This is a genomic window from Delftia sp. UME58 (assembly GCF_014170385.1).
Classification (GTDB): Bacteria; Pseudomonadota; Gammaproteobacteria; order Burkholderiales; family Burkholderiaceae_C; genus Comamonas; species Comamonas acidovorans.
Window position 1 is genome coordinate 133,349 of sequence record NZ_LZZV01000011.1, and the last position, 19,065, is coordinate 152,413.

Annotated in this window: 19 protein-coding genes; 12 read left to right on the forward strand and 7 right to left on the reverse strand. The window is 67.7% G+C overall.

The features are described from left to right. Positions 1 to 68 precede the first annotated feature (68 nt). Positions 69 to 1,484, reverse strand: a complete 1,416-nt coding sequence (locus tag A9976_RS02555) for an amino acid permease (RefSeq protein WP_183017687.1) — start codon at positions 1,482 to 1,484, stop codon at positions 69 to 71. 138 nt (positions 1,485 to 1,622) lie between these two features. On the opposite strand from A9976_RS02555, the gene A9976_RS02560 reads away from it, so the two are divergent. Further along, positions 1,623 to 2,093 (forward strand): Lrp/AsnC family transcriptional regulator, encoded by a 471-nt coding sequence (locus A9976_RS02560; RefSeq protein ID WP_012204096.1) that lies wholly within the window; start codon positions 1,623 to 1,625, stop codon positions 2,091 to 2,093. Positions 2,094 to 2,140: 47 nt separating this feature from the next. Here the strand turns inward: A9976_RS02560 and A9976_RS02565 are convergent, their stop codons facing one another. Next, a complete protein-coding gene (locus tag A9976_RS02565) occupies positions 2,141 to 2,461 on the reverse strand; it encodes a YkgJ family cysteine cluster protein (protein WP_183017688.1) in 321 nt (106 codons plus the stop codon). Positions 2,462 to 2,666: 205 nt separating this feature from the next. Here A9976_RS02565 and A9976_RS02570 point away from each other — a divergent pair, with 205 nt between their 5' ends. From A9976_RS02570 to A9976_RS02580, 3 genes are read left to right on the forward strand one after another with little or no spacing between them, the layout of a single operon-like run. Next, positions 2,667 to 3,008 carry a FeoA domain-containing protein gene (locus A9976_RS02570; protein WP_183017689.1) on the forward strand — a complete coding sequence of 114 codons (342 nt, stop codon included), beginning with the start codon at positions 2,667 to 2,669 and terminating at the stop codon, positions 3,006 to 3,008. Continuing rightward, on the forward strand, positions 3,005 to 4,942 hold the full coding sequence (locus A9976_RS02575) for a ferrous iron transporter B (RefSeq protein ID WP_183017690.1): 1,938 nt from the start codon (positions 3,005 to 3,007) through the stop codon (positions 4,940 to 4,942). The genes A9976_RS02570 and A9976_RS02575 overlap by 4 nt, the downstream gene beginning before the upstream one ends. A 14-nt stretch (positions 4,943 to 4,956) precedes the next feature. Next, a complete protein-coding gene (locus A9976_RS02580) occupies positions 4,957 to 5,151 on the forward strand; it encodes a hypothetical protein (protein WP_034391191.1) in 195 nt (64 codons plus the stop codon). An 86-nt stretch (positions 5,152 to 5,237) separates the two neighbouring features. On the opposite strand, the gene argF is transcribed toward A9976_RS02580, so the two are convergent. Beyond that, the gene (gene argF / locus A9976_RS02585; protein WP_183017691.1) at positions 5,238 to 6,170 is read right to left on the reverse strand and encodes an ornithine carbamoyltransferase; all 933 of its coding nucleotides are present in this window, start codon (positions 6,168 to 6,170) and stop codon (positions 5,238 to 5,240) included. A gap of 10 nt (positions 6,171 to 6,180) precedes the next feature. Beyond that, the gene (locus A9976_RS02590; protein ID WP_183017692.1) at positions 6,181 to 7,377 is read right to left on the reverse strand and encodes an aspartate aminotransferase family protein; all 1,197 of its coding nucleotides are present in this window, start codon (positions 7,375 to 7,377) and stop codon (positions 6,181 to 6,183) included. A gap of 348 nt (positions 7,378 to 7,725) precedes the next feature. Between A9976_RS02590 and A9976_RS02595 the strand changes: the two genes are divergently transcribed. Next, a complete protein-coding gene (locus A9976_RS02595; RefSeq protein ID WP_012204103.1) occupies positions 7,726 to 8,043 on the forward strand; it encodes a DUF3579 domain-containing protein in 318 nt (105 codons plus the stop codon). Positions 8,044 to 8,272: 229 nt separating this feature from the next. On the opposite strand, the gene rpsT is transcribed toward A9976_RS02595, so the two are convergent. After that, the gene (gene rpsT, locus A9976_RS02600) at positions 8,273 to 8,572 is read right to left on the reverse strand and encodes a 30S ribosomal protein S20 (protein WP_220808475.1); all 300 of its coding nucleotides are present in this window, start codon (positions 8,570 to 8,572) and stop codon (positions 8,273 to 8,275) included. 157 nt (positions 8,573 to 8,729) lie between these two features. Here rpsT and murJ point away from each other — a divergent pair, with 157 nt between their 5' ends. Beyond that, positions 8,730 to 10,319: a murein biosynthesis integral membrane protein MurJ gene (gene murJ, locus A9976_RS02605; RefSeq protein ID WP_183017693.1), complete on the forward strand. Its 1,590-nt coding sequence runs from the start codon at positions 8,730 to 8,732 to the stop codon at positions 10,317 to 10,319. A 58-nt stretch (positions 10,320 to 10,377) separates the two neighbouring features. After that, complete coding sequence (locus A9976_RS02610; RefSeq protein WP_183017694.1) at positions 10,378 to 11,223, forward strand: SirB1 family protein; 846 nt, start codon at positions 10,378 to 10,380, stop codon at positions 11,221 to 11,223. Between the two features lie 30 nt (positions 11,224 to 11,253). On the opposite strand, the gene A9976_RS02615 is transcribed toward A9976_RS02610, so the two are convergent. Both A9976_RS02615 and purM read right to left on the reverse strand, forming a co-directional pair. Further along, positions 11,254 to 12,312 carry an AI-2E family transporter gene (locus tag A9976_RS02615; protein WP_012204107.1) on the reverse strand — a complete coding sequence of 353 codons (1,059 nt, stop codon included), beginning with the start codon at positions 12,310 to 12,312 and terminating at the stop codon, positions 11,254 to 11,256. Between the two features lie 17 nt (positions 12,313 to 12,329). Next, positions 12,330 to 13,382 (reverse strand): phosphoribosylformylglycinamidine cyclo-ligase, encoded by a 1,053-nt coding sequence (gene purM, locus A9976_RS02620; protein ID WP_013803658.1) that lies wholly within the window; start codon positions 13,380 to 13,382, stop codon positions 12,330 to 12,332. A 323-nt stretch (positions 13,383 to 13,705) separates the two neighbouring features. On the opposite strand from purM, the gene hda reads away from it, so the two are divergent. The 5 genes from hda to A9976_RS02645 all read left to right on the forward strand — a co-directional run bounded on the left by hda (position 13,706) and on the right by A9976_RS02645 (position 19,065). Then, positions 13,706 to 14,404, forward strand: a complete 699-nt coding sequence (hda, locus tag A9976_RS02625; RefSeq protein WP_026062235.1) for a DnaA regulatory inactivator Hda — start codon at positions 13,706 to 13,708, stop codon at positions 14,402 to 14,404. Between the two features lie 88 nt (positions 14,405 to 14,492). Continuing rightward, positions 14,493 to 15,194 (forward strand): HAD family phosphatase, encoded by a 702-nt coding sequence (locus A9976_RS02630; RefSeq protein ID WP_043824060.1) that lies wholly within the window; start codon positions 14,493 to 14,495, stop codon positions 15,192 to 15,194. Continuing rightward, the gene (pcnB, locus tag A9976_RS02635; protein WP_012204111.1) at positions 15,191 to 16,780 is read left to right on the forward strand and encodes a polynucleotide adenylyltransferase PcnB; all 1,590 of its coding nucleotides are present in this window, start codon (positions 15,191 to 15,193) and stop codon (positions 16,778 to 16,780) included. Before A9976_RS02630 ends, pcnB begins: the two co-directional genes overlap by 4 nt. Continuing rightward, positions 16,755 to 17,294 carry a 2-amino-4-hydroxy-6-hydroxymethyldihydropteridine diphosphokinase gene (folK, locus tag A9976_RS02640; protein ID WP_183017695.1) on the forward strand — a complete coding sequence of 180 codons (540 nt, stop codon included), beginning with the start codon at positions 16,755 to 16,757 and terminating at the stop codon, positions 17,292 to 17,294. Before pcnB ends, folK begins: the two co-directional genes overlap by 26 nt. A gap of 145 nt (positions 17,295 to 17,439) precedes the next feature. Then, positions 17,440 to 19,065 carry a glycosyltransferase family 39 protein gene (locus A9976_RS02645; protein WP_183017696.1) on the forward strand — a complete coding sequence of 542 codons (1,626 nt, stop codon included), beginning with the start codon at positions 17,440 to 17,442 and terminating at the stop codon, positions 19,063 to 19,065.

A 19,065-nucleotide genomic window follows, 5' to 3' on the forward strand; every position in this document is an offset into this window, starting at 1 on the left:
GCGGGCGGTATCGAGGGGGGCAAGAGTCGTCATGTTTCTAAGGGAGGGAGAAAAACGGGAGCCGGATGTCACCGGGCCTGGGTTGGGGCAATGGCTTGAGGTGCGGTTGCGGTCTGTCCGGCCGGCCTGCGGTACCAGATGGCGTAGATGGCGCCCAGCAGCAGCAGGAAGGGCAGGCCGGTGAGCACGGTCAGGCGGAACACGTCGGTGAACAGCGTGGACACCAGGGCAGCCAGCATCAGAGCCGCGCCCAGCAGCGTCAGCACCGGGAAGCCCCACATGCGAAAGGCCAGCGGCTTGTTGCCCTGGCGCACCCAGTGGATGCGGAAGAACAGGTGGGTCACGAAAATCATGAACCAGGTGAACATGGCGCCGAACATGGCCACGGCCATCATCAGCATGAAGGACTGCTCGGGATTGATGATGTTGAACAGCGTGGCCACGGCAATGCCCAGGCAGGACAGCAGCAGCGCCGGCAGAGGTACGCCGCGCGAGTTCACGCGGCCCAGCACGGCGGGCGCATGGCCGGCGCGCGAGAGGCTGAACATCATGCGGGTGGTGATGTACAGCTGGCTGTTCATGGCCGACAGGGCCGCCACCAGCACCACGAAATTGACCACGCTGGCCGCGCCGGGCAGGCCGATGATCTCCATCACCTTCACGAAGGGGCTGCCGTCCTTGCCGGCGGCCGACCACGGCACGATGGCCAGCATCAGCGCGATCGTGGCCAGGTAGAACACCACCAGGCGCACCATGGTGGAGCGGAAGGCGCTGGTGACGGCGCGCTGCGGGTCCTTGGCCTCGCCGGCGGCCACGGCGATCATCTCTATGCTCAGGTAGCTGAAGATGGCGATGATCACGCCCACCCAGGTGCCCCACAGGCCGTTGGGGAAGAAGCCGCCGTTGTTGACGTAGTTGGCAAAGCCCACGCCGACCGGACGGGTGCCGAACACCACCCAGGCGCCGACCACGATGAAGGCCACGATGGCGATGATCTTGATCATGGAGAAGCTGTACTCCACGGCGCCGAAGGCCTTGACGCTCATCATGTTCACGCCGATCAGCGCGCCCGAGAAGATCACCACCCAGGCCCAGCGCGGCACCTCGGGGAACCAGTAGCCCATGTACAGGCCCACGGCCGTCACCTCGGTGCCCACGGCCAGCACCACGCAGGCCCAGTAGGCATAGCGCACCACGAAGCCGGCCCAGGGGGCGATGTAGTGCTCGGCATAGGCGCCGAACGAGCCCGAGGTCGGGTGGGCCACCGTCATCTCGGCCAGGCAGCCCATCAGCAGCAGCGAGATCAGCGCGCCGATGGCATAGCTGATCAGCACGCTGGGCCCGGCGAAGCCGATGGCAAAGCCGCTGCCCAGGAACAGGCCGGTGCCGACGGCACCGCCGATGGCGATCATGGTCATCTGTCCTGCGGACAGCTGCTGTTGGAGTCCGGCTTCGCGCTGGACGATGTCTTCGAAGGCTGGCATGGGTTGTTGTCTCCGTTGCTGTGGGGGGCTTCGGAGGCGGATGCTAGTTACGGCCTTCGCAGGGCGTTTAGTAGTTATCCCTAAATGCGCTTGATCTTGGATAAGTTATTCTGTGAAACATGAATTCATAGGTGGTTTATGTCAATCGAGATCGACAGAACGGACCGGCTGCTGATCCGCGCCTTGCAGGACAACGCGCGGCTGACCTCGGGCGAATTGGCGCAACGCGTGCACTTGTCGCAATCGCCGTCGTGGCGGCGCATCAAGCGGCTGGAGGATGAGGGCGTGATCACCGGCTACCACGCCGCGCTGAGCCGGCGCGCCATCGGCTTTGGCGTGCTGGCCTTCGTGATGGTGGGCATAGACCACCAGAACGAGGAGTCCTCGCGCCACTTCCAGGAAGCGGTCTGCGCCATTCCCGAGGTCGTGATGTTCCACGGCATCTCGGGGCCGGAGGACTTCCTGCTGGTCGTCGTGGCGCGCGATCTCGATGCCTATTCGGACCTGCTGCTCACCCGCCTGCACCGGCTGCCCGGCGTGCGCCAGGTGCACACGCATTTCTCGCTGCAGGAGTTCAAGGGGCAGTTGGCGGGGCTGCCCGTGGAATAACGGCTGGTGGTGGCGGCTGCTGGCGGCCGGCTGCGCCTGGCTGGTTGCTACAGCAGGCCGCTGTCCAGCGCCTGCATGCCATGGCGCACGCGCACGCGGTTGCAGGCATCGCTGCCGGCCGCGAATTCGCGGCACGGCGAAGGCCGCCATTCATAGATGCCGCAATAGGCCTTCTCGCCCACCTTGCCCACCAGCGCTGCGCAGCGCGGGCGCGACCAGTCCGTGCCGCGCATGCGGCAGGTGTGGTCGGTGACTTCCTCGATCAGCCCGGCCGGCACGCGGCCGCCATGCTCCTGCGACTCGTGCACGGAAAAGTCCACGCGGAACGACGCGCAGCAGGCGCCGCAGCTCAGGCAGGGATGGGTCATGGCGTGGGCAAGCAGGAGCAGGTGCAGGTGCGGATCGTGGGAGCGCGATTGTCGCGCGCACGCGCGCGAGGCGCCTGGAACCGGCCAAAAACCATGACGGCCATTTGGCAAGACCCTGTCCCTTACTCCGATACCATGCGCGGGCTTCCCGCCGGGATTCGATCAAAATCAAAATGAGAATAAAAATCAGTTGATACAACACGCCATGCATTCGATGAATCCCGGGACGGACGCCACGGCTCCGTCTGCGCTGCCCGCGCCTCCCCATTCCCCCAGCCTGGCCACCGCTGCGGCCATCACCCTGGATGCGCTGCCGCGCCAGGTTCCGGCGCGCGTGGTCGAGCTCCATGCGGCGCGCGACACGGCCGAGCAGGAACTGCTGCTGCGTCTCATGGAAATCGGTTTCCTGCCGGGCGAGCCCGTTCGAATCCTGGCCGCAGGCTTTCCGGGCGACGACCCGCTGGCCGTGCGCGTGGGCCAGGCCACGTTCGCACTGCGCCGCCATGAGGCGGCCCTGGTGCGCGTGGCGCCGGAGGCGGTGGCATGAGCGCGTCGTCCTCTCCCAAACTCATCCAGCCGCTGCAGCCTGCCCAGGGCGGCAGCGGTGATTCCGCACTGCGCCTGGCCTTGCTGGGCAACCCCAACTGCGGCAAGACAGCCTTGTTCAACCTGCTGACCGGCGCACGCCAGAAGGTGGCCAACTACGCTGGCGTGACCGTGGAGCGCAAGGAAGGCTGGCTGAGCACGGCCAGCGGCCGGCGCGTGCGCGTGCTGGACCTGCCGGGCACCTACAGCCTGCATGCCCACAGCGAGGACGAACGCATCACGCGCGACATCGTCTCGGGCCGCCACGCGCGCGAGGCGCCTCCCGAACTGCTGGTCTGCGTCACCGACGCCACCCACCTGCGCCTGAACCTGCGCCTGGTGCTGGAAGCCCAGCGCCTGGGCCTGCCCATGCTGCTGGTGCTCAACATGAGCGACATGGCCAGGCGCCAGGGCATCGATATCGACCGCGAGGCGCTTTCACGCGCCCTGGGCATGCCCGTGCTGTCCACCGTGGGCGTGCGCCAGGACGGCGCGCGCGAACTGCTGCAATGGCTGGACGGCCCCGAGGCACGTGTCCTGGTCGCGCCACAGCTGCAGGCCCCGGCCCGCCCGGGCGATGCGCGCGAGCAGGTGCTGGCGCTGCACCAGCAGGTGGCCCGCATCATGGCCGACTGCGTCAAGGAGCCCGTGGTGGACACCCGGCGCGATGACCGCATCGACGCCGTGGTGCTGCACCCGCTGTGGGGCATGCTGCTGCTGGCGGCCACGCTGTTCCTGATGTTCCAGGCCGTGTTCAGCTGGGCGCAGCCTCTGATGGATGGCATCGAGGGCGGCGTCTCGGCCGTCTCGGCCCTGGTCAACGAGCACATGCCCGAAGGCGCGCTGCGCAGCCTGCTGGCCGACGGCGTGATCGCGGGCACGGGTGCCGTGCTGGTCTTCCTGCCGCAGATCCTGATCCTGTTCCTGTTCATCCTTGCGCTGGAGGACTCGGGCTACCTGCCGCGTGCCGCCTTCATGCTGGACCGCATCATGGGCAAGGTCGGCCTGTCGGGCCGCTCCTTCATTCCGCTGCTGTCCAGCTTCGCCTGCGCCGTGCCCGGCATCATGGCCACGCGCTCCATCACCAGCTGGCGCGACCGCCTGGTGACCATCATGATTGCGCCGCTGATGACCTGCTCGGCGCGCCTGCCGGTCTATGCGCTGCTGATCAGCGCCTTCATCCCCGAGCGCACGGTGGGCGGCATCTTCAACCTGCAGGGCCTGGTGCTGTTCGCGCTGTACGTGGCCGGCATCGTCAGCGCCATGGCCGTGGCCGGCGTGGCCAAGTTGGCCGGCCGCAGCGCCGGACCCACGCCGCTGCTGATGGAGCTGCCCTCCTACCGCTGGCCCAGCCCGCGCAGCCTGGCCCTGGGCCTGTACGAGCGCGCCATGATCTTCCTGCGCCGCGTGGGCGGCATCATCCTGACCGTGAGCATCGTGCTGTGGTTCCTGGCCAGCTACCCGGCGCCGCCCGATGGCGTCACCGAGGCGGCCATCCGCTACAGCTTTGCGGGCCGCATCGGCGGCTGGCTGGAGGTGGTGCTGGCGCCGATCGGCTTCAACTGGCAGATAGCCATTGCATTGGTGCCCGGCATGGCCGCACGCGAGGTGGCCGTCAGCGCCATGGGCACGGTCTATGCCCTGTCCGCCGCCAGCGACGAGGCCATGGCCGAGCAACTGGGCCCGCTGATCGCCCACACCTGGTCTATGGCCACGGCGCTGTCGCTGCTGGCCTGGTTCGTCTTCGCGCCCCAGTGCATCTCCACGCTGGCGGCCGTGCGGCGCGAGACCAACGGCTGGCGCTATCCGCTGCTGATGACCGGCTATCTGTTCGCGCTGGCCTACCTGGCCAGCTTCATCACCTACCGTGTGGCCGTCGCGTTGGGCGCAGGCTGAAAGGAGCACGTACCATGTGGCAGAACATCATCGTGGGACTGATCGTGGCCCTGGCCGGCATGTCTCTGGTCTGGCGCTATCTGCCCGCGCGCTGGCGCCAGAAGGCCGGGCAGATGCATCCGGCACTGGCGCCCAAGGATGGGGGCGGCTGTGGCGGCTGCAGCGCCTGCGGCGGGGACAGCTGCGCACCGGACAAGCGGGGGCCGTAAGGCCACGGCCCGAACTTCCGCCAGGAAAAAAAGAATGCCTGCAGGCGCAAAGCCTGCAGGCATTCTTTTTTGAGCGGACTGCGCTATCAGTTCGGCTGGCGGCCCAGCAGCAGGTACTCCATGAGTGCCTTTTGCACGTGCATCCGATTCTCGGCCTCATCCCAGACCACGGACTGCGGCCCGTCGATGACCTCGGCCTCCACTTCCTCGCCGCGGTGGGCGGGCAGGCAGTGCATGAACAGGGCATCGCCACGTGCGGCGGCCATCATCTCGGCGTCCACGCACCAGTCGGCAAAGGCCTTCTTGCGGGCTTCGTTCTCGGCCTCGTAGCCCATGCTGGTCCACACGTCGGTGGTCACCAGGTCGGCGCCCTTGCAGGCGTCCAGCGGGTCCTTGAAGACCTTGTAGCAGCCCTCGCGCGGGGTCTTGCCGCCAAAGGCCAGCTTCTCGTCCACCTCGTAGCCGCCCGGCGTGCTGACGTGGACGGTGAAGCCCAGCAGGTCGGCCGCCTGCAGCCAGGTGTTGGCCATGTTGTTGCCGTCGCCGACCCAGGCGACGGTCTTGCCCTGTATCGAGCCGCGGTGCTCGATGAAGGTGAAGATGTCGGCCAGGATCTGGCAGGGGTGGAACTCGTTGGTCAGGCCGTTGATGACGGGCACGCGCGAGTATTCGGCAAAACGCGCGATCTTGTCCTGGCCATAGGTGCGGATCATCACCAGGTCGGTCATGCGGCTGATGACGCGTGCGCTGTCCTCGATGGGCTCGGCGCGGCCCAGCTGGCTGTCGCCCGTGGTCAGGTGGACCACCGAGCCGCCGAGCTGGTACATGCCCGCCTCGAAGCTCACGCGGGTGCGCGTGCTGGCCTTCTCGAAGATCATGGCCAGCGTGCGGTCGCTGAGCGTGTGGTGCTTTTCGTAGCCCTTGAACTTCTTCTTGATCAGGGCCGCGCGTTCGAGCACATAGGCGTACTCGTCGGCCGTGAAGTCGGAAAACTGCAGATAGTGCTTGATGGCAGTCATAGGCAGGTACTCATTCGGACAGGAATTGCACGATCAGGGGCTTGAGCTTGGCGACCACTTCGTCGGCTTCGGCCTCGGTCATGATCAGCGGCGGCACCAGGCGCACCACGGTGTCGGCGGTCACGCTGAACAGCAGGCCGGCTTCGGCGCCACGGCCCAGCAGGGCGCCGCAGGGCTTGTTCAGCTCGATGCCGATGATCAGGCCCTGGCCGCGCACATCGACCACGCCCTTGACGTCGGCCAGTTCCTTTTGCAGCGCAGCCTTCAGGTGGTCGCCCACCTGGGTGGTGTGGGCCAGCAGGCCGTCCTCCTCCATGATGCGGATGGTCTCGATGCCCGCACGCATGGCCAGCGGATTGCCGCCGAAGGTGGAGCCGTGGTTGCCCGGCTGCAGCACGGTGGCCGCCTTGCCATGGGCCACGACGGCGCCGATGGGCACGCCCGAACCCAGGCCCTTAGCCAGGGTCATCACGTCGGGGATGATGCCGGCCCACTGGTGGGCGAACCACTTGCCCGTGCGGCCCATGCCGGCCTGGACTTCGTCGAACATCATCAGCCAGCCGTTGGCATCGCACAGGGCGCGCACCTGCTGCATGTACTCGATGCGCATGGGGTGCAGGCCGCCTTCGCCCTGGATGGGCTCCATCATCACGGCCACCACGTCGGGGTTGCCGGCCGTGGCCTGCTGGAGCGCCTCGAAGTCGTTCACCGGCACGCGCAGGAAACCGTCGAGCAGCGGGCCGAAGCCGTCGCGCACCTTGGGGTTGCCCGTGGCCGTCATGGTGGCGATGGAGCGGCCGTGGAAGGCATGCTCGTAGACCACGATCACCGGCTTGGCGATGCCCTTGTCCACGCCGTACTTGCGCGCGATCTTGATGGCGGCCTCGTTGGCCTCCAGGCCCGTGCTGCAGAAGAAGACGTTGGTCATCTTCGCGCGCTCGGTCAGCAGCTTGGCCAGCGTTTCCTGGCCGGGCACGTGGTAGTAGTTGGAGGTGTGGATGAGCTTGGCCACCTGGTCCTGCAGCGCAGGCACCAGCTTGGGGTGGTTGTGGCCCAGCGTGTTCACTGCAATGCCGCCCAGCGCATCGAGGTACTGCTTGCCGTTGACGTCCCACACGCGGCAGCCCTGGCCTCGCTCCAGAGCGATCGGTACGCGGCCATAGGTGTTCATCACGTGGGGCGAGGCAGCCTCAATGAAAGCGGTCATTGCAAAAATCTCCTGAGCTGGAAAGTAAACGGCATCCGGGCGTTGCCGCCGCAGATGCCTGAAAAACAGCGAAGCCCGATTCTAGGGGCCGCGCGATGGCCCACCGTTGCGGTTTGCGCATCACAGCCATGCAATGAGCCTACGCCACACTTGGGTAGTGCGCTGCAACAAGGCCTCAGCTCTTATATAAGAGATAAAATGCCAGCTTGGCCTGCCGGCAGCGATCCTGCCTGCGGGCGCAGATTGTTTGAAGGACTTGCGCAAGCAGGACGCGGCAGGCGCCATGCCCCACGGCATACCGCCGGGCCTGTTCCTCGTTGCGCAAGCCGTATTTTGGCGTGCATCCTGATGGTCTCTCCCTCCAGCAAAGAACTGTTCATCCAGGGCATCACCCACGAAGGCAAGACTTTCCGGCCCAGCGACTGGGCTGAGCGGCTGGCAGGCGTCATGAGCCAGTTTCGCCCCGGTGGTGCCCAGCGCGGCAGCCACCTGAGCTACTCGCCCTGGTGTGTTCCCACAACGCTCAATGGCGTCAAGTGCGTGGTCGTGCACCGCGACCTGCGCGACTACGAGCCCATGGCCTGGGATTTCTGCCTGAACTTCGCCAAGGACAACAACCTGCAGGTTGCCGAGGCCTGCCTGATACCGGACGAGCCGGCCCGCTGAGGCCGGCTTCTTTTTTTGCGGGTCGTTCCCGTCCGATGTGAAGCGCGCCTGGGGTGCGTTTTTTTTCGCCTGTGCTCCGGAGGGTGGGGCTTTTTTGCTGGGCCATGCGGATGCAGCGGCATTGTTCAGGCACAAAAAAACCGCCCGAAGGCGGTTTTCTCGTTCGCTGACAGCGCACCCGTTACAAACGGCAGATGGCCGGAGCCATCCGTGCGGTTGCCTAATCGGATTAGGCGGCGGGGGCGGCCAGGGCCTTGACCTTGGCGGACAGGCGGCTCTTGTCGCGAGCGGCCTTGTTCTTGTGGAAGATGCCCTTGTCGGCGATCGTGTCCAGAACGGATTGGGCTGCGGCAAACAGTTCGGTTGCCTTGGCCTTGTCGCCAGTCAGAACGGCCTTTTCGACCTTCTTGACGGCGGTGCGGTACTTGGAACGCAGCGAGGTGTTGGCTGCATTGAGCTTGGTGTCCTGGCGGACGCGCTTGCGGCCGGAGGCGAGACGGGGGTTCTTCTTTACGGGCTTGGATGCCATGATATGTATTCCTGGTGTCTGAGGATGTTGTCGGCGAAGCGCGGGATTATAGCACGCAGTCAGTACGGGGCCCTTGTGGCCCGGGCCGCGCGGGCCGGCCTGTTGCAACGGAGTGCAAGAGCGGCCAGGCCCGCCTGGAGCGCCGGCCGGGCGGGGCATGCCAGCGCATACACTCCCCACGGTGTCACTGTTCAAAGCCGCCTCCACCGTATCCCTGCTGACGCTGGCCTCCCGTATCACCGGGCTGGTGCGCGATCTGCTCATGGCCTCCATGTTCGGAGCCAATGCGCTGACCGATGCGTTCAATGTCGCCTTCAGGATTCCCAATCTCTTTCGGCGGCTGTTCGCCGAGGGGGCCTTCAGCCAGGCCTTCGTGCCGGTGCTGGCCGCCAGCAAGGCCAAGGAGGGGGACGAGGCCACGCGCACGCTGATCTCGCACGTGGCCACGCTGCTGTTCTGGGTGCTGCTGGTGACCTGCGTGCTGGGCGTGGTCGGCGCGCCGCTGCTGGTCTGGCTGCTGGCCAGCGGCCTGCGCCAGTCGCCCGAGGGCTATGACGCCGCCGTGCTGATGACACGCTGGATGTTCCCCTACATCGGCTTCATGTCGCTGGTGGCGCTGTCGGCCGGCGTGCTCAATACCTGGCGTCGCTTTGCCGTCTCGGCCGCCACGCCGGTGTTGCTGAACCTGGCCATGATCGCCGCCGCCTTCTGGGGTGCGCCCTGGCTGCAGGCGCGCGGCATCGAGCCCATCTATGCCATGGCCGGTGGCGTGATGCTGGGCGGCGTGCTGCAGCTGGCGGTGCAACTGCCTGCGCTGGCGCGCCTGGGCCTGCTGCCGCGCATCGGCTTTTCGCCGGCCGCGCTGCGCGAGGCCTGGGCCGAGGCCGGCGTGCGCCGCATCCTCAAGCTGATGGCGCCGGCCCTGCTGGGCGTGGGCGTGGCCCAGGTCTCGCTGATGATCAACACCCAGATCGCCTCCTATCTGCAACCGGGCAGCGTGACGTGGCTGTTCTATGCCGACCGGCTCATGGAGTTTCCGACGGCGCTGCTGGGCGTGGCGCTGGGCGTGGTGCTCACCCCCCAACTGGCCGCTGCCAAGGCGGCCGACGACTCGGAGCGCTACTCGGCCATGCTGGACTGGGGGCTGCGCCTGGTGGTGCTGCTGTCCGTGCCGTGCGCCGTGGGCCTGCTCACTTTCGCCGAGCCGCTGGTGGCCACGCTGTTCCACCGCGGCGCGCTGCAGGACAGTGACGTGGGCCAGATCGCATTGGCACTGGTCGGCTACGGCGCAGGCCTGGTGGGCCTGGTGGCCATCAAGGTGCTGGCGCCGGGCTACTACGCCAGCCAGGACATCCGCACGCCCGTCAAGATCGCCATCGTGGTGCTGGTCATCACCCAACTGCTCAACCTGGTCCTGGTGCCCTTCATGGCGCATACCGGCCTGGCGTTGTCCATCGGCCTGGCGGCCCTGGTCAATGCGGGTTGGCTGCTTTGGGGTCTGCTGCGCCGGGGCGTCTACCGTCCCAAGCCGGGCTGGGGCCGGCTGGCCTTGCAGGTGGTCGCGGCCAGCAGCCTGCTGGCCGTGCTGCTGACCTGGGGCAGCCAGCATTTCGACTGGATCGCGCTGCGCGCCCACGGGTGGCAGCGCGTGGGCCTGCTCGCCGCGCTGATGGCCGCCTCGGTGCTGCTGTACTTCGGTGCGCTGTGGGCGGCGGGGCTCAAGCTGCGCGCACTGCTGCGGCGCTGAGAGGTATCGCCCGAACCCGCATAATCGCAGGCTTGGGCGCTGCAATATACAAAGCATCATGAGCTGGAGCTACGAAGACACGCCAACGGCCCTGCAGTACTTTGCAGCGCTGGTGCAAAGCGATGACCACCTGCCGTTGATGGAGGCGGCCATCAGCATCGCCCAGGATGCCGTGCCCGATCTCGATCTGCAGGCGGCCAGCGCCGAGCTGGACCGGCTTCAGGTGCGCCTGCTCCAGCGCCTGGCCGGCGAAACCGATTCCCTGCAGCGCCTGCGCGTGCTCAACCAGTTCTTCTATGGCGAGCTGGGCTTTGGCGGCAATCTCAACGATTACTACGACCCGGCCAACAGCTACATCCACCATGTGCTGCAGACGCGGCGCGGCATTCCCATCAGTGTGGCGCTGATCTGGCTGGAGCTGGCTGCGGCCATCGATCTGCCGGCTCAGGGCGTGAGCTTTCCCGGGCATTTCCTGGTCAAGCTGCGCCTGCCCCAGGGGCAGGTGGTGATGGACCCGCTGAGCGGCGAGTCCTTCTCGGCCAACAGCCTGGCCGAGCGGCTGGAGCCCTTCTGGCAGAACGCCGGCCTGTCCGCCGAGGAGGCGGCTCCGCTGGGCATGTACCTTCAGGGCGCATCGCCGCGCGACATTCTGGAGCGCATGCTGCGCAATCTGCAGGAGATCCACCATGCGCGGCGCGACTGGCCGCTGCTGGTGGCCGTGCTCGATCGGCTGGCCGTGCTGCGGCCCGACATGCCGGAGATCTTCCGGGACCGGGGGCTGGCCTATGCGCAATGGGGAGTGACCGAGCGTGCGCTCGAAGACCTGGAGCGCTTCCTGCATTCCCAGCAGGGCGCGCAGGCCGTGGCCGTGCGCGAGGTGATCCGGCGGCTCAGGGGCCTGTAGCGGCGGCAACCCCCAGGGCCGGGGTGCTGCTCAGACCAGCCGGACGGCTTCCAGCTCTTTCTTGAGATAGGCGTAGAACAGCGGCGCCGCCACCAGGCCTGCGGGGCCGAACACCGACTCGGCCACGAACATCACGGCCAGCAGCTCCCACACGCCCATGTGCGTGCGCTGGCCCACCACCTTGGCGTTGATCACGTACTCGGCCTTGTGGATCAGGATCAGAAAGCCCAGGCAGGCCGCGGCGGCCACGGGGGAGACCGACAGCCCCACGATGGTGATCACCGCATTGCACAGCAGGTTGCCCACGATGGGCACCAGGCCCGCGATGAAGGTCAGCGTGATCAGGGCTGGCGTGTAGGGCAGGGTCAGGTTCCAGTGCGGCAGCACGCCCAGCAGGAAGATGGCCGTCAGGAAGGTGTTGAAGGCCGCAATCCAGAACTGCGCCGCCACGATCTGGCGGAAGGCCAGCCCCATGAGCCGGATGCGTTCGCGCAGCGCAGCCACCAGGGGCGGGCGGCGCGTGGTGATGGGGCGCACGGCGGCCAGCGCGCCGATGATCAGGCCCACATAGGCGTAGAGCAGGCCGGTAAGCCAGGCGCGGCCCGCATGGGCCAGGGCGCCGGCCTTGGCTGCCAGGTAGCTGGCCAGCAGGTGCTGGATTTCCTGCGCGCCGTCGGGCAGCTGGTCGGCCATGTCGGCGGGCAGCTTGTCACGCAGCTCCAGCACCGTGTGGGCCAGGTAGTCGAGCAGCTCGCGGTACTGCTGCGGCGCGTCGGTGATGTAGGTGCGTGTATGCGAGAGCGCGCCGCTCAGCAGGGCCAGCGGCGCAAGAATGACGATGGTGGCTGCCACCAATTGGGTCCAGCGCGGCAGCGAGCCGCGCCGGGCCTTGGGCTGGGCGCGTGCCAGCAGCCCGGCAAGGGCGCGCGTGACCAGAAAGCCCACGCAGACGCAAAGCATGCCCGGCAAAAGGCCCTGCCACATGATCAGCAGCAGGGCGCCTGCCATCAGCACATAGCTGGAAAGCGTCACGCCGCGCGTGGGCGCGGGCTGCGGGGAGATGATGGGCGAGGGCAGGTGCTGGGTCATGCGCTGCGGGCCCGTGGTCAGCGGACCTCGACAGGCTCGCCCTCGCCGCGTGCGGCGATGCGTCCGATGGTGTAGACCGTCTCGCCCAGCTGCTTGAGCGTGGCGGCCGTGGCTTGGGCCGCTTCGGCTGGCACGACAACGACCATGCCGATGCCGTTGTTGAAGGTGCGGTTCATTTCCACGGCGTCGATGCCGGCCGTCTTCTGCAGCCAGGCGAACAGCTCGGTCTGGGGCCAGCTGCCGGCATCCAGGTGGGCGGCCAGGCCCTCGGGCAGCACGCGGGGGATGTTCTCCAGCAGGCCGCCGCCGGTGATGTGGGCCAGCGCCTTGATGGGGTGCTGCTCCAGTGCGGCCAGAACGTTCTTCACGTACAGGCGCGTGGGTTCCATGATGGCCTGCTTGAACGGCTTGCCGTCCAGCGATTCGGGCAGGCTGCCCTGGGCTTCGGCGCGCTCGATGCACTTGCGCACCAGGGAGAAGCCATTGGAGTGGACGCCGGCCGAGGCCAGTCCCAGCACCACGTCGCCTGCGGCCACGCTCTGGCCCGTGAGGATCTTGGATTTTTCGACGGCGCCGACGGCAAAGCCCGCCAGGTCGTATTCGCCGGCCGGGTACATGCCGGGCATTTCGGCGGTTTCGCCGCCGATCAGTGCGCAGCCCGACAGCTCGCAGCCGCGTGCAATGCCGCCGACCACGGCAGCGGCCGTGTCCACGTCCAGCTTGCCGCAGGCGAAATAGTCGAGGAAGAACAGGGGCTCGGCGCCCTGGACCAGCACGTCGTTGACGCTCATGGCCACCAGGTCGATGCCCACGGTGTCGTGCATGTTCCACTCGAAGGCCAGCTTGAGCTTGGTGCCCACGCCATCGGTGCCCGAGACCAGCACGGGTTCCTTGTAGCGCTTGGGCACCTCGAACAGCGCGCCGAAGCCTCCGATGCCGGCCATCACGCCTTCGCGCATGGTCTTCTTGGCCAGCGGCTTGATGCGCTCGACCAGCGCATCGCCAGCGACGATGTCGACGCCGGCGTCTTTGTAGGAAATCGGGGTAGAGGAGGGGGCAGAAGAGCTCATGGATGGGTACGGTGCGGTAGGCCCGATGCCGGGCTGGAACCCCGGGATTCTACGGCGCCGGCCGCCGGCAGGCGCGCGCGCCAGTGGGCTTCGAGGGGGCTTTCGTTGCACATGCGGGCCGGCTGCCGCCGTGCCGGGCGCCGCGCAGACTAAAATCCATCGTCCGCCCGGGAGCTCCCGGGCGTTGTCCGCCTTGCCGCAGCGCTGCGCCGAGGCGGGCCTGTCTTTGCTCTCAACCCAATGCCGTTGCCGATTCCTCTGCCTGCTTTTGCCGCATGGACCCGCCTGGACACAGGAAAGGGGGCGCTGCGCGTATGTCGCAGATGAAGCAGCTGGCTCTGGATATCAGCATGGCGTCGAGTCCGACGCTGTCGCGCTTTTTCGTCGGTCCCAATGCCGCGGTGATCGATCATCTGCGCCACTGGGTGGGCGACGGCCGCATGCAGACCGCCCGCACGCCGGTGCCCACCTATCTTTGGGGCGAGTCGGGCTCGGGCAAGACCCACCTGCTCAAGGCCGTGCGCGAGGCGCTGCGCGAGCAGGGCGCCATGGTGGGCTGGATGGATGCATCCACCCTGTTCCCGCCGCCGTTCGACGAGCGCTGGGCGGCGGTGCTGATGGACGACGTGGACATCTACACTCCGCTGCAGCAGGCGCGGGCCTTCAACTGGTTCGTGAATGCGACGAGCCCGGCCACGGGCTCGCCGCGCTGGGTGCTGGGAGCCGGCCCCCTGCCGCCGGCCGACCTCAAGCTGCGCGAGGATCTGCGCACGCGGCTGGGCTGGGGCCATGTGTTCCAGCTGCAACTGCTCGATGAAACCGCGCGCCGCGCGGTGCTGCGCCAGGAGGCCGATGCCCGTGGCGTTTTTCTGGGCGACGATGTGATGGACTACATGCTCAAGCGCTTCTCGCGCGACCTGGGCAGCCTGATGCAGCTGCTCGACATGCTCGACGGCTTTGCGCTTCGCAACAAGCGCGCCATCACCATCCCGTTGCTCAAGACGATGCTGGAAACCGAATGAGCCCACATTCTCGTGTGGGCAGGGACTGCGGGAGCCGGCGGAGCCTGCGTTGCAAGGGCGGCGCGGGACCCATTTTTTTAGGATATGCATGACCTCTGATCAGAAGCAACTCCGGCCCCGGCTGGCGTTGTTCGACCTGGACCATACGCTGCTGCCGCTCGATTCGGACTACGAGTGGGGCGAGTTCACGACGCGCATCGGCTGGACCGATCCGGCCGAGTTCGGCCGCCGCAACGCCGAGTTCTTCGCGCACTACCAGGCCGGCACGCTCGACGTGCACGACTATGTGCGCTTTGCCACCGAGGCCTTCTGCGGCCGTGGCGCGCAACAGGCCGGCGAGGCGCATGAGCGCTTCATGCGCGAGGTGATCACCCCCGCGATCCGCCCCCAGGCACTGGAGCTGCTGCGCACGCACCAGCAGGCGGGCGACCAGATCATCATCGTCACGGCCACCAACGAGTTCGTGACGCGCCCCATCGCCGCCGCGCTGGGCGTGCAGGAGCTGATTGCCGTGGAACTGGAGCGCGACGCCCAGGGCTGGTTCACGGGCGAGATCCGTGGAACGCCCAGCATGCGCGACGGCAAGGTCCGGCGCATGCAGCAGTGGCTGGATGCGCGTGGCCTGGACTGGGGCGGCGTGGAGAGCTTCTTCTACAGCGACTCCTGGAACGACGTGCCCCTGCTCGAACGTGTGGACCACCCCGTGGCCACCAACCCCGACGCACGGCTGCGCGCCCTGGCCCAGGAACGTGGCTGGCGCATTCTGGACCTGTTTGGCGAAGCACCATGATCAAGAACATCATCGACAAGCTGCTGGGCAAGACCTCGGCTGCCCCCCGCGCCCGCAAGTCCCCCTTCGGCAAGCGCCAGGAAGTGCCCGTGCAGGTGCACGGCATCGACCCCAACCTGGTGGACCGGCGTGCCATCGACGTGGTCGAGACGCTGCAGGACGCGGGCTACGAGGCCTACATCGTCGGCGGCGCCGTGCGCGACCTGCTGCTGGGCCTGCGCCCCAAGGACTTCGACGTGGCCACCAATGCCACGCCCGAGCAGGTCAAGGGCCTGTTCCGCCGCGCCTTCATCATCGGCAAGCGCTTTCGCATCGTGCACGTGGTCTATGGCCGCGGGCGCGAGAACGAAGTCATCGAAGTCTCCACCTTCCGCGCCTTCCTGGACAACAGCGCGGCCGAGGCCGTGAGCGGCAACGAGCGCACCAGCAAGGCCCAGCTCGCCGGCATGCACCATGCCGTGGACGCCAGCGGCCGCGTGCTGCGCGACAACGTCTGGGGCCCGCAGGACCAGGACGCCACGCGCCGCGACTTCACCATCAACGCCATGTACTACGACCCGCGCACGCAGATCGTGGTGGACTATCACAAGGGCATCGACGACGCCAAGAAGCGCATGCTGCGCATGATCGGCGACCCGGCCACGCGCTACCGCGAAGACCCGGTGCGCATCATCCGCGCCGTGCGCTTCGCGGCCAAGCTGGCGGGCAAGGGCTTCAAGATCGAGCCCAAGACCGCCAAGCCGCTGGTGGAGTGCGAGCCGCTGCTGGCCGATGTGCCGCAAAGCCGCCTGTTCGATGAAATGCTCAAGCTGCTGCAGACCGGCCACGCGCTGGCCTCGGTGGAGCAGTTGCGTGGCCTGGGCCTGGCACGCGGCATCTACTCGCTGCTGGATGTGGTGGTCGAGCGCGCGGAGCAGCCCTTTGTGCGCGCCGCGCTGACCGACACCGACCGCCGTGTCGAGGAAGGCAAGCCCGTGGCGCCCAGCTTCCTGCTGGCCTGCGTGCTGTGGCATGACGTCAAGACCGGCTGGGAGCGCCGCCTGAACCAGCGCCAGCACCCCTTCCCCGCGCTGCAGGAATCCATCGACGAAGTGTTCGACCAGCGCATCGGCGATGTCTCGGGCCGCGGCAAGCTGGCCGCCGACATGCGCGAGATCTGGGTCATGCAGCCGCGCTTTGACAAGCGCACGGGCGCCACGCCGTTCAGCCTGGTGGCCCAGCCGCGCTTTCGCGCGGGCTTCGACTTCATGCGCCTGCGCGCCGACATCGGCGAGGTCGATGAAAGCCTGGCCAGTTGGTGGCAGGAGTTCCAGAACGCCGACGACGCGCGCCGCGACGACCTGATCGCCCAGGCCCGCGACGAGCAGCGCGCCCGCCAGCGCAGCGCCGAGCCCAAGGTGCACCGCGTGGCCAAGGCCCGCCCTGCGCGCGAGGACGCCGGCGCTGGCGAAGCGCAGCAGGCCGACGCACCTGCCGCCGCCTTGCCCCAGGTGGAGGGTGAGGAAGGGTCAGCGCCCAAGAAGCGCCGCCGCCGTCGCCGCAAGCCACAGGGCGGTGGTGATGGCGCCGTGGGCGGGGATGACTGAGTCAGGGCACTGGGTCGCCATTGGCCTGGGCGCCAATCTGGGCGACCGGGGCCAGGCGCTGGCCCAGGCGCTGCAGGCCATTGGTGGCCTGCCGGGCACGCGCCTTGTGGCCGTGTCCTCCCTCTACAGCACGGCACCCGTCGATTCCAGCGGTCCGGACTATCTGAACGCCGTGGCCGCCGTGCACACCACGCTGCAGCCGCTGGCCCTGCTCGATGCGCTGCAGGCCATCGAACTGGCGGCCGGCCGTGAGCGTCCCTACCGCAACGCGCCGCGCACGCTGGACCTGGACATCGAACTGTGGGACGACGAGCGCATCGCGCTGCCGCGCCTGAGCGTGCCGCACCCGCGCATGCACGAGCGCGCCTTCGTGCTCGTGCCGCTGGCCGAGATCGCGCCTGAGCGCATCACGCCCGCGCAGCTGCAGGCCGTGGCGGGGCAGGGCATCGTGCGCAGCGCCGGGCCCGGCTGGCATCTTCGGGATGGCGGGGCCCTGGCGAACGGCTCCCGTTAAGGCGGATTTAAGAGCCGGCCACGACATTGTGCGCGGGCCCGCAATCGGCGGGCCGGGAGCACGATATGCATCATGGATTCGGAAGGCTGGCGCGCCAGCGTGTGTATGAGGCTGCAAGGGCTGGGGCCGGGGGCGGGCTGTGGCAATGAGGTTCTTCTCACCAGCCGGCATGGCCGAGGCGCTGCCCGTGCCGGATCTGTCGCACCGGACCAGGGACGCCAGCGGGCTGGTCGGTGACCTCGCCTGCATGGCCCTGCTGGTGCTGGCATGGCTGGCTGCCACGGCATGGGCGCGTCCGCTGATGCTGCCCGATGAGGGGCGCTATGTGGCAGCCGCCTGGGAAATGCTCCATTCGGGACAGTGGCTCACGCCCACGCTGGACGGCCTGCCCTTTTTCCACAAGCCACCGCTTTTCTACTGGATCACGGCCGCCTCGCTGAAGCTGTTCGGCATGGGTGAGCTGGCCGCGCGTGCGGCGCCCATCCTGGGTGCGACGCTGGGCGCGCTGGCCCTGTATGCGTTCACGCAGCGTTGGCTGGGCCGGGCATTGGCGCGCCGGGTGCTGCTGGTGCTGGCGGTGCAGCCCCTGTTTTTCGTCGGCGGCCAGTTCGCCAATCTCGACATGCTGGTGGCCGGGATCATCGTCGCGACGGTCCTGGCCCTGGCCCATGTGGCGCTGTGCCTGGAGCGTGGCCTGCCTGCCCGGCATGTGCTGGTCCTGGCGTATGCACTGGCGGCCCTGGGCGTGCTGGCCAAGGGCCTCATAGGCTTTGTGCTGCCCGCGCTGGTCATCGGCAGCTGGCTGCTGCTGCGCGGGCGGTGGCGGCTGCTGCCTTCGCTGCTGTCGCTGCCGGGTTTTGCGTTGTTCGCTGCCATTGCCGTGCCCTGGTTTCTTGCCATGCAGCAGCGCTTTGATGGCTTTTTCCACTATTTCTTCGTGGTGCAGCATCTGCAGCGCTTTGCATCCTCTGGCTTCAACAACGTGCAGCCCTGGTGGTTCTACGTTGCCGTGCTGGTGGTGATGGGCCTGCCCGGCCTGCTGTGGTCGCGCGCCCTGCTGCAGCGGGACTACTGGCGCGCCGGTGGCGACGGGCTCCTCGCATCGGTGCGCCTGCTGATGGCCGTGGCCGCTGGCTGCGTGCTGGTGTTCTTCTCGCTGCCCCAGTCCAAGCTCATTGGCTACATCCTGCCGGCCGTGCCGCCGCTGGCATGGCTGATGGCGGATGCCAGCCTGGCGGCCACAGGCTCCTCCGGCCCGGCGGGGCGCCGGCGTGCCTGGCTGGGCTGCATGGCCCTGAGCGCGGCCCTGGGGCTGGCGGCCGTGGCGGGCCTGGCCGTCAGCCATGTGCATTCATCGCGCGAACTGGGCCTTGCCCTGAAGTCCCAGCGCCATATGGGCGAGCCTGTCTACATGCTGGACGGCTACTGGTATGACGTGCCGTTCTATGCGCGGCTGCGCGAGCCCGTCCCCGTGGTGGGGCGCTGGGATGAGGCGTCCATCGACCTGCATGACAACTGGCGCAAGGAGATGAAGGATGCCGCAGGCTTTGCGCCGCAACTGGGGCGCTGTCTGCTGCCGCAGCCTGAGCAGTTGCCGGCCCGGCTGTGCGCGGCCGGGGTCAGCTGGGTCGTGGGGGACCAGAACGCGCGCCGCAACTATCCGTTTCTGGTGCAGCAGCCCCTGGCGAGGGACCAGGCTGCAGCGTTGTGGCGCGTGGACAGCCGGGAGCCCGGCATGGCCGCAGCGCTGGGCTGCGGCACCCGTCCCTGA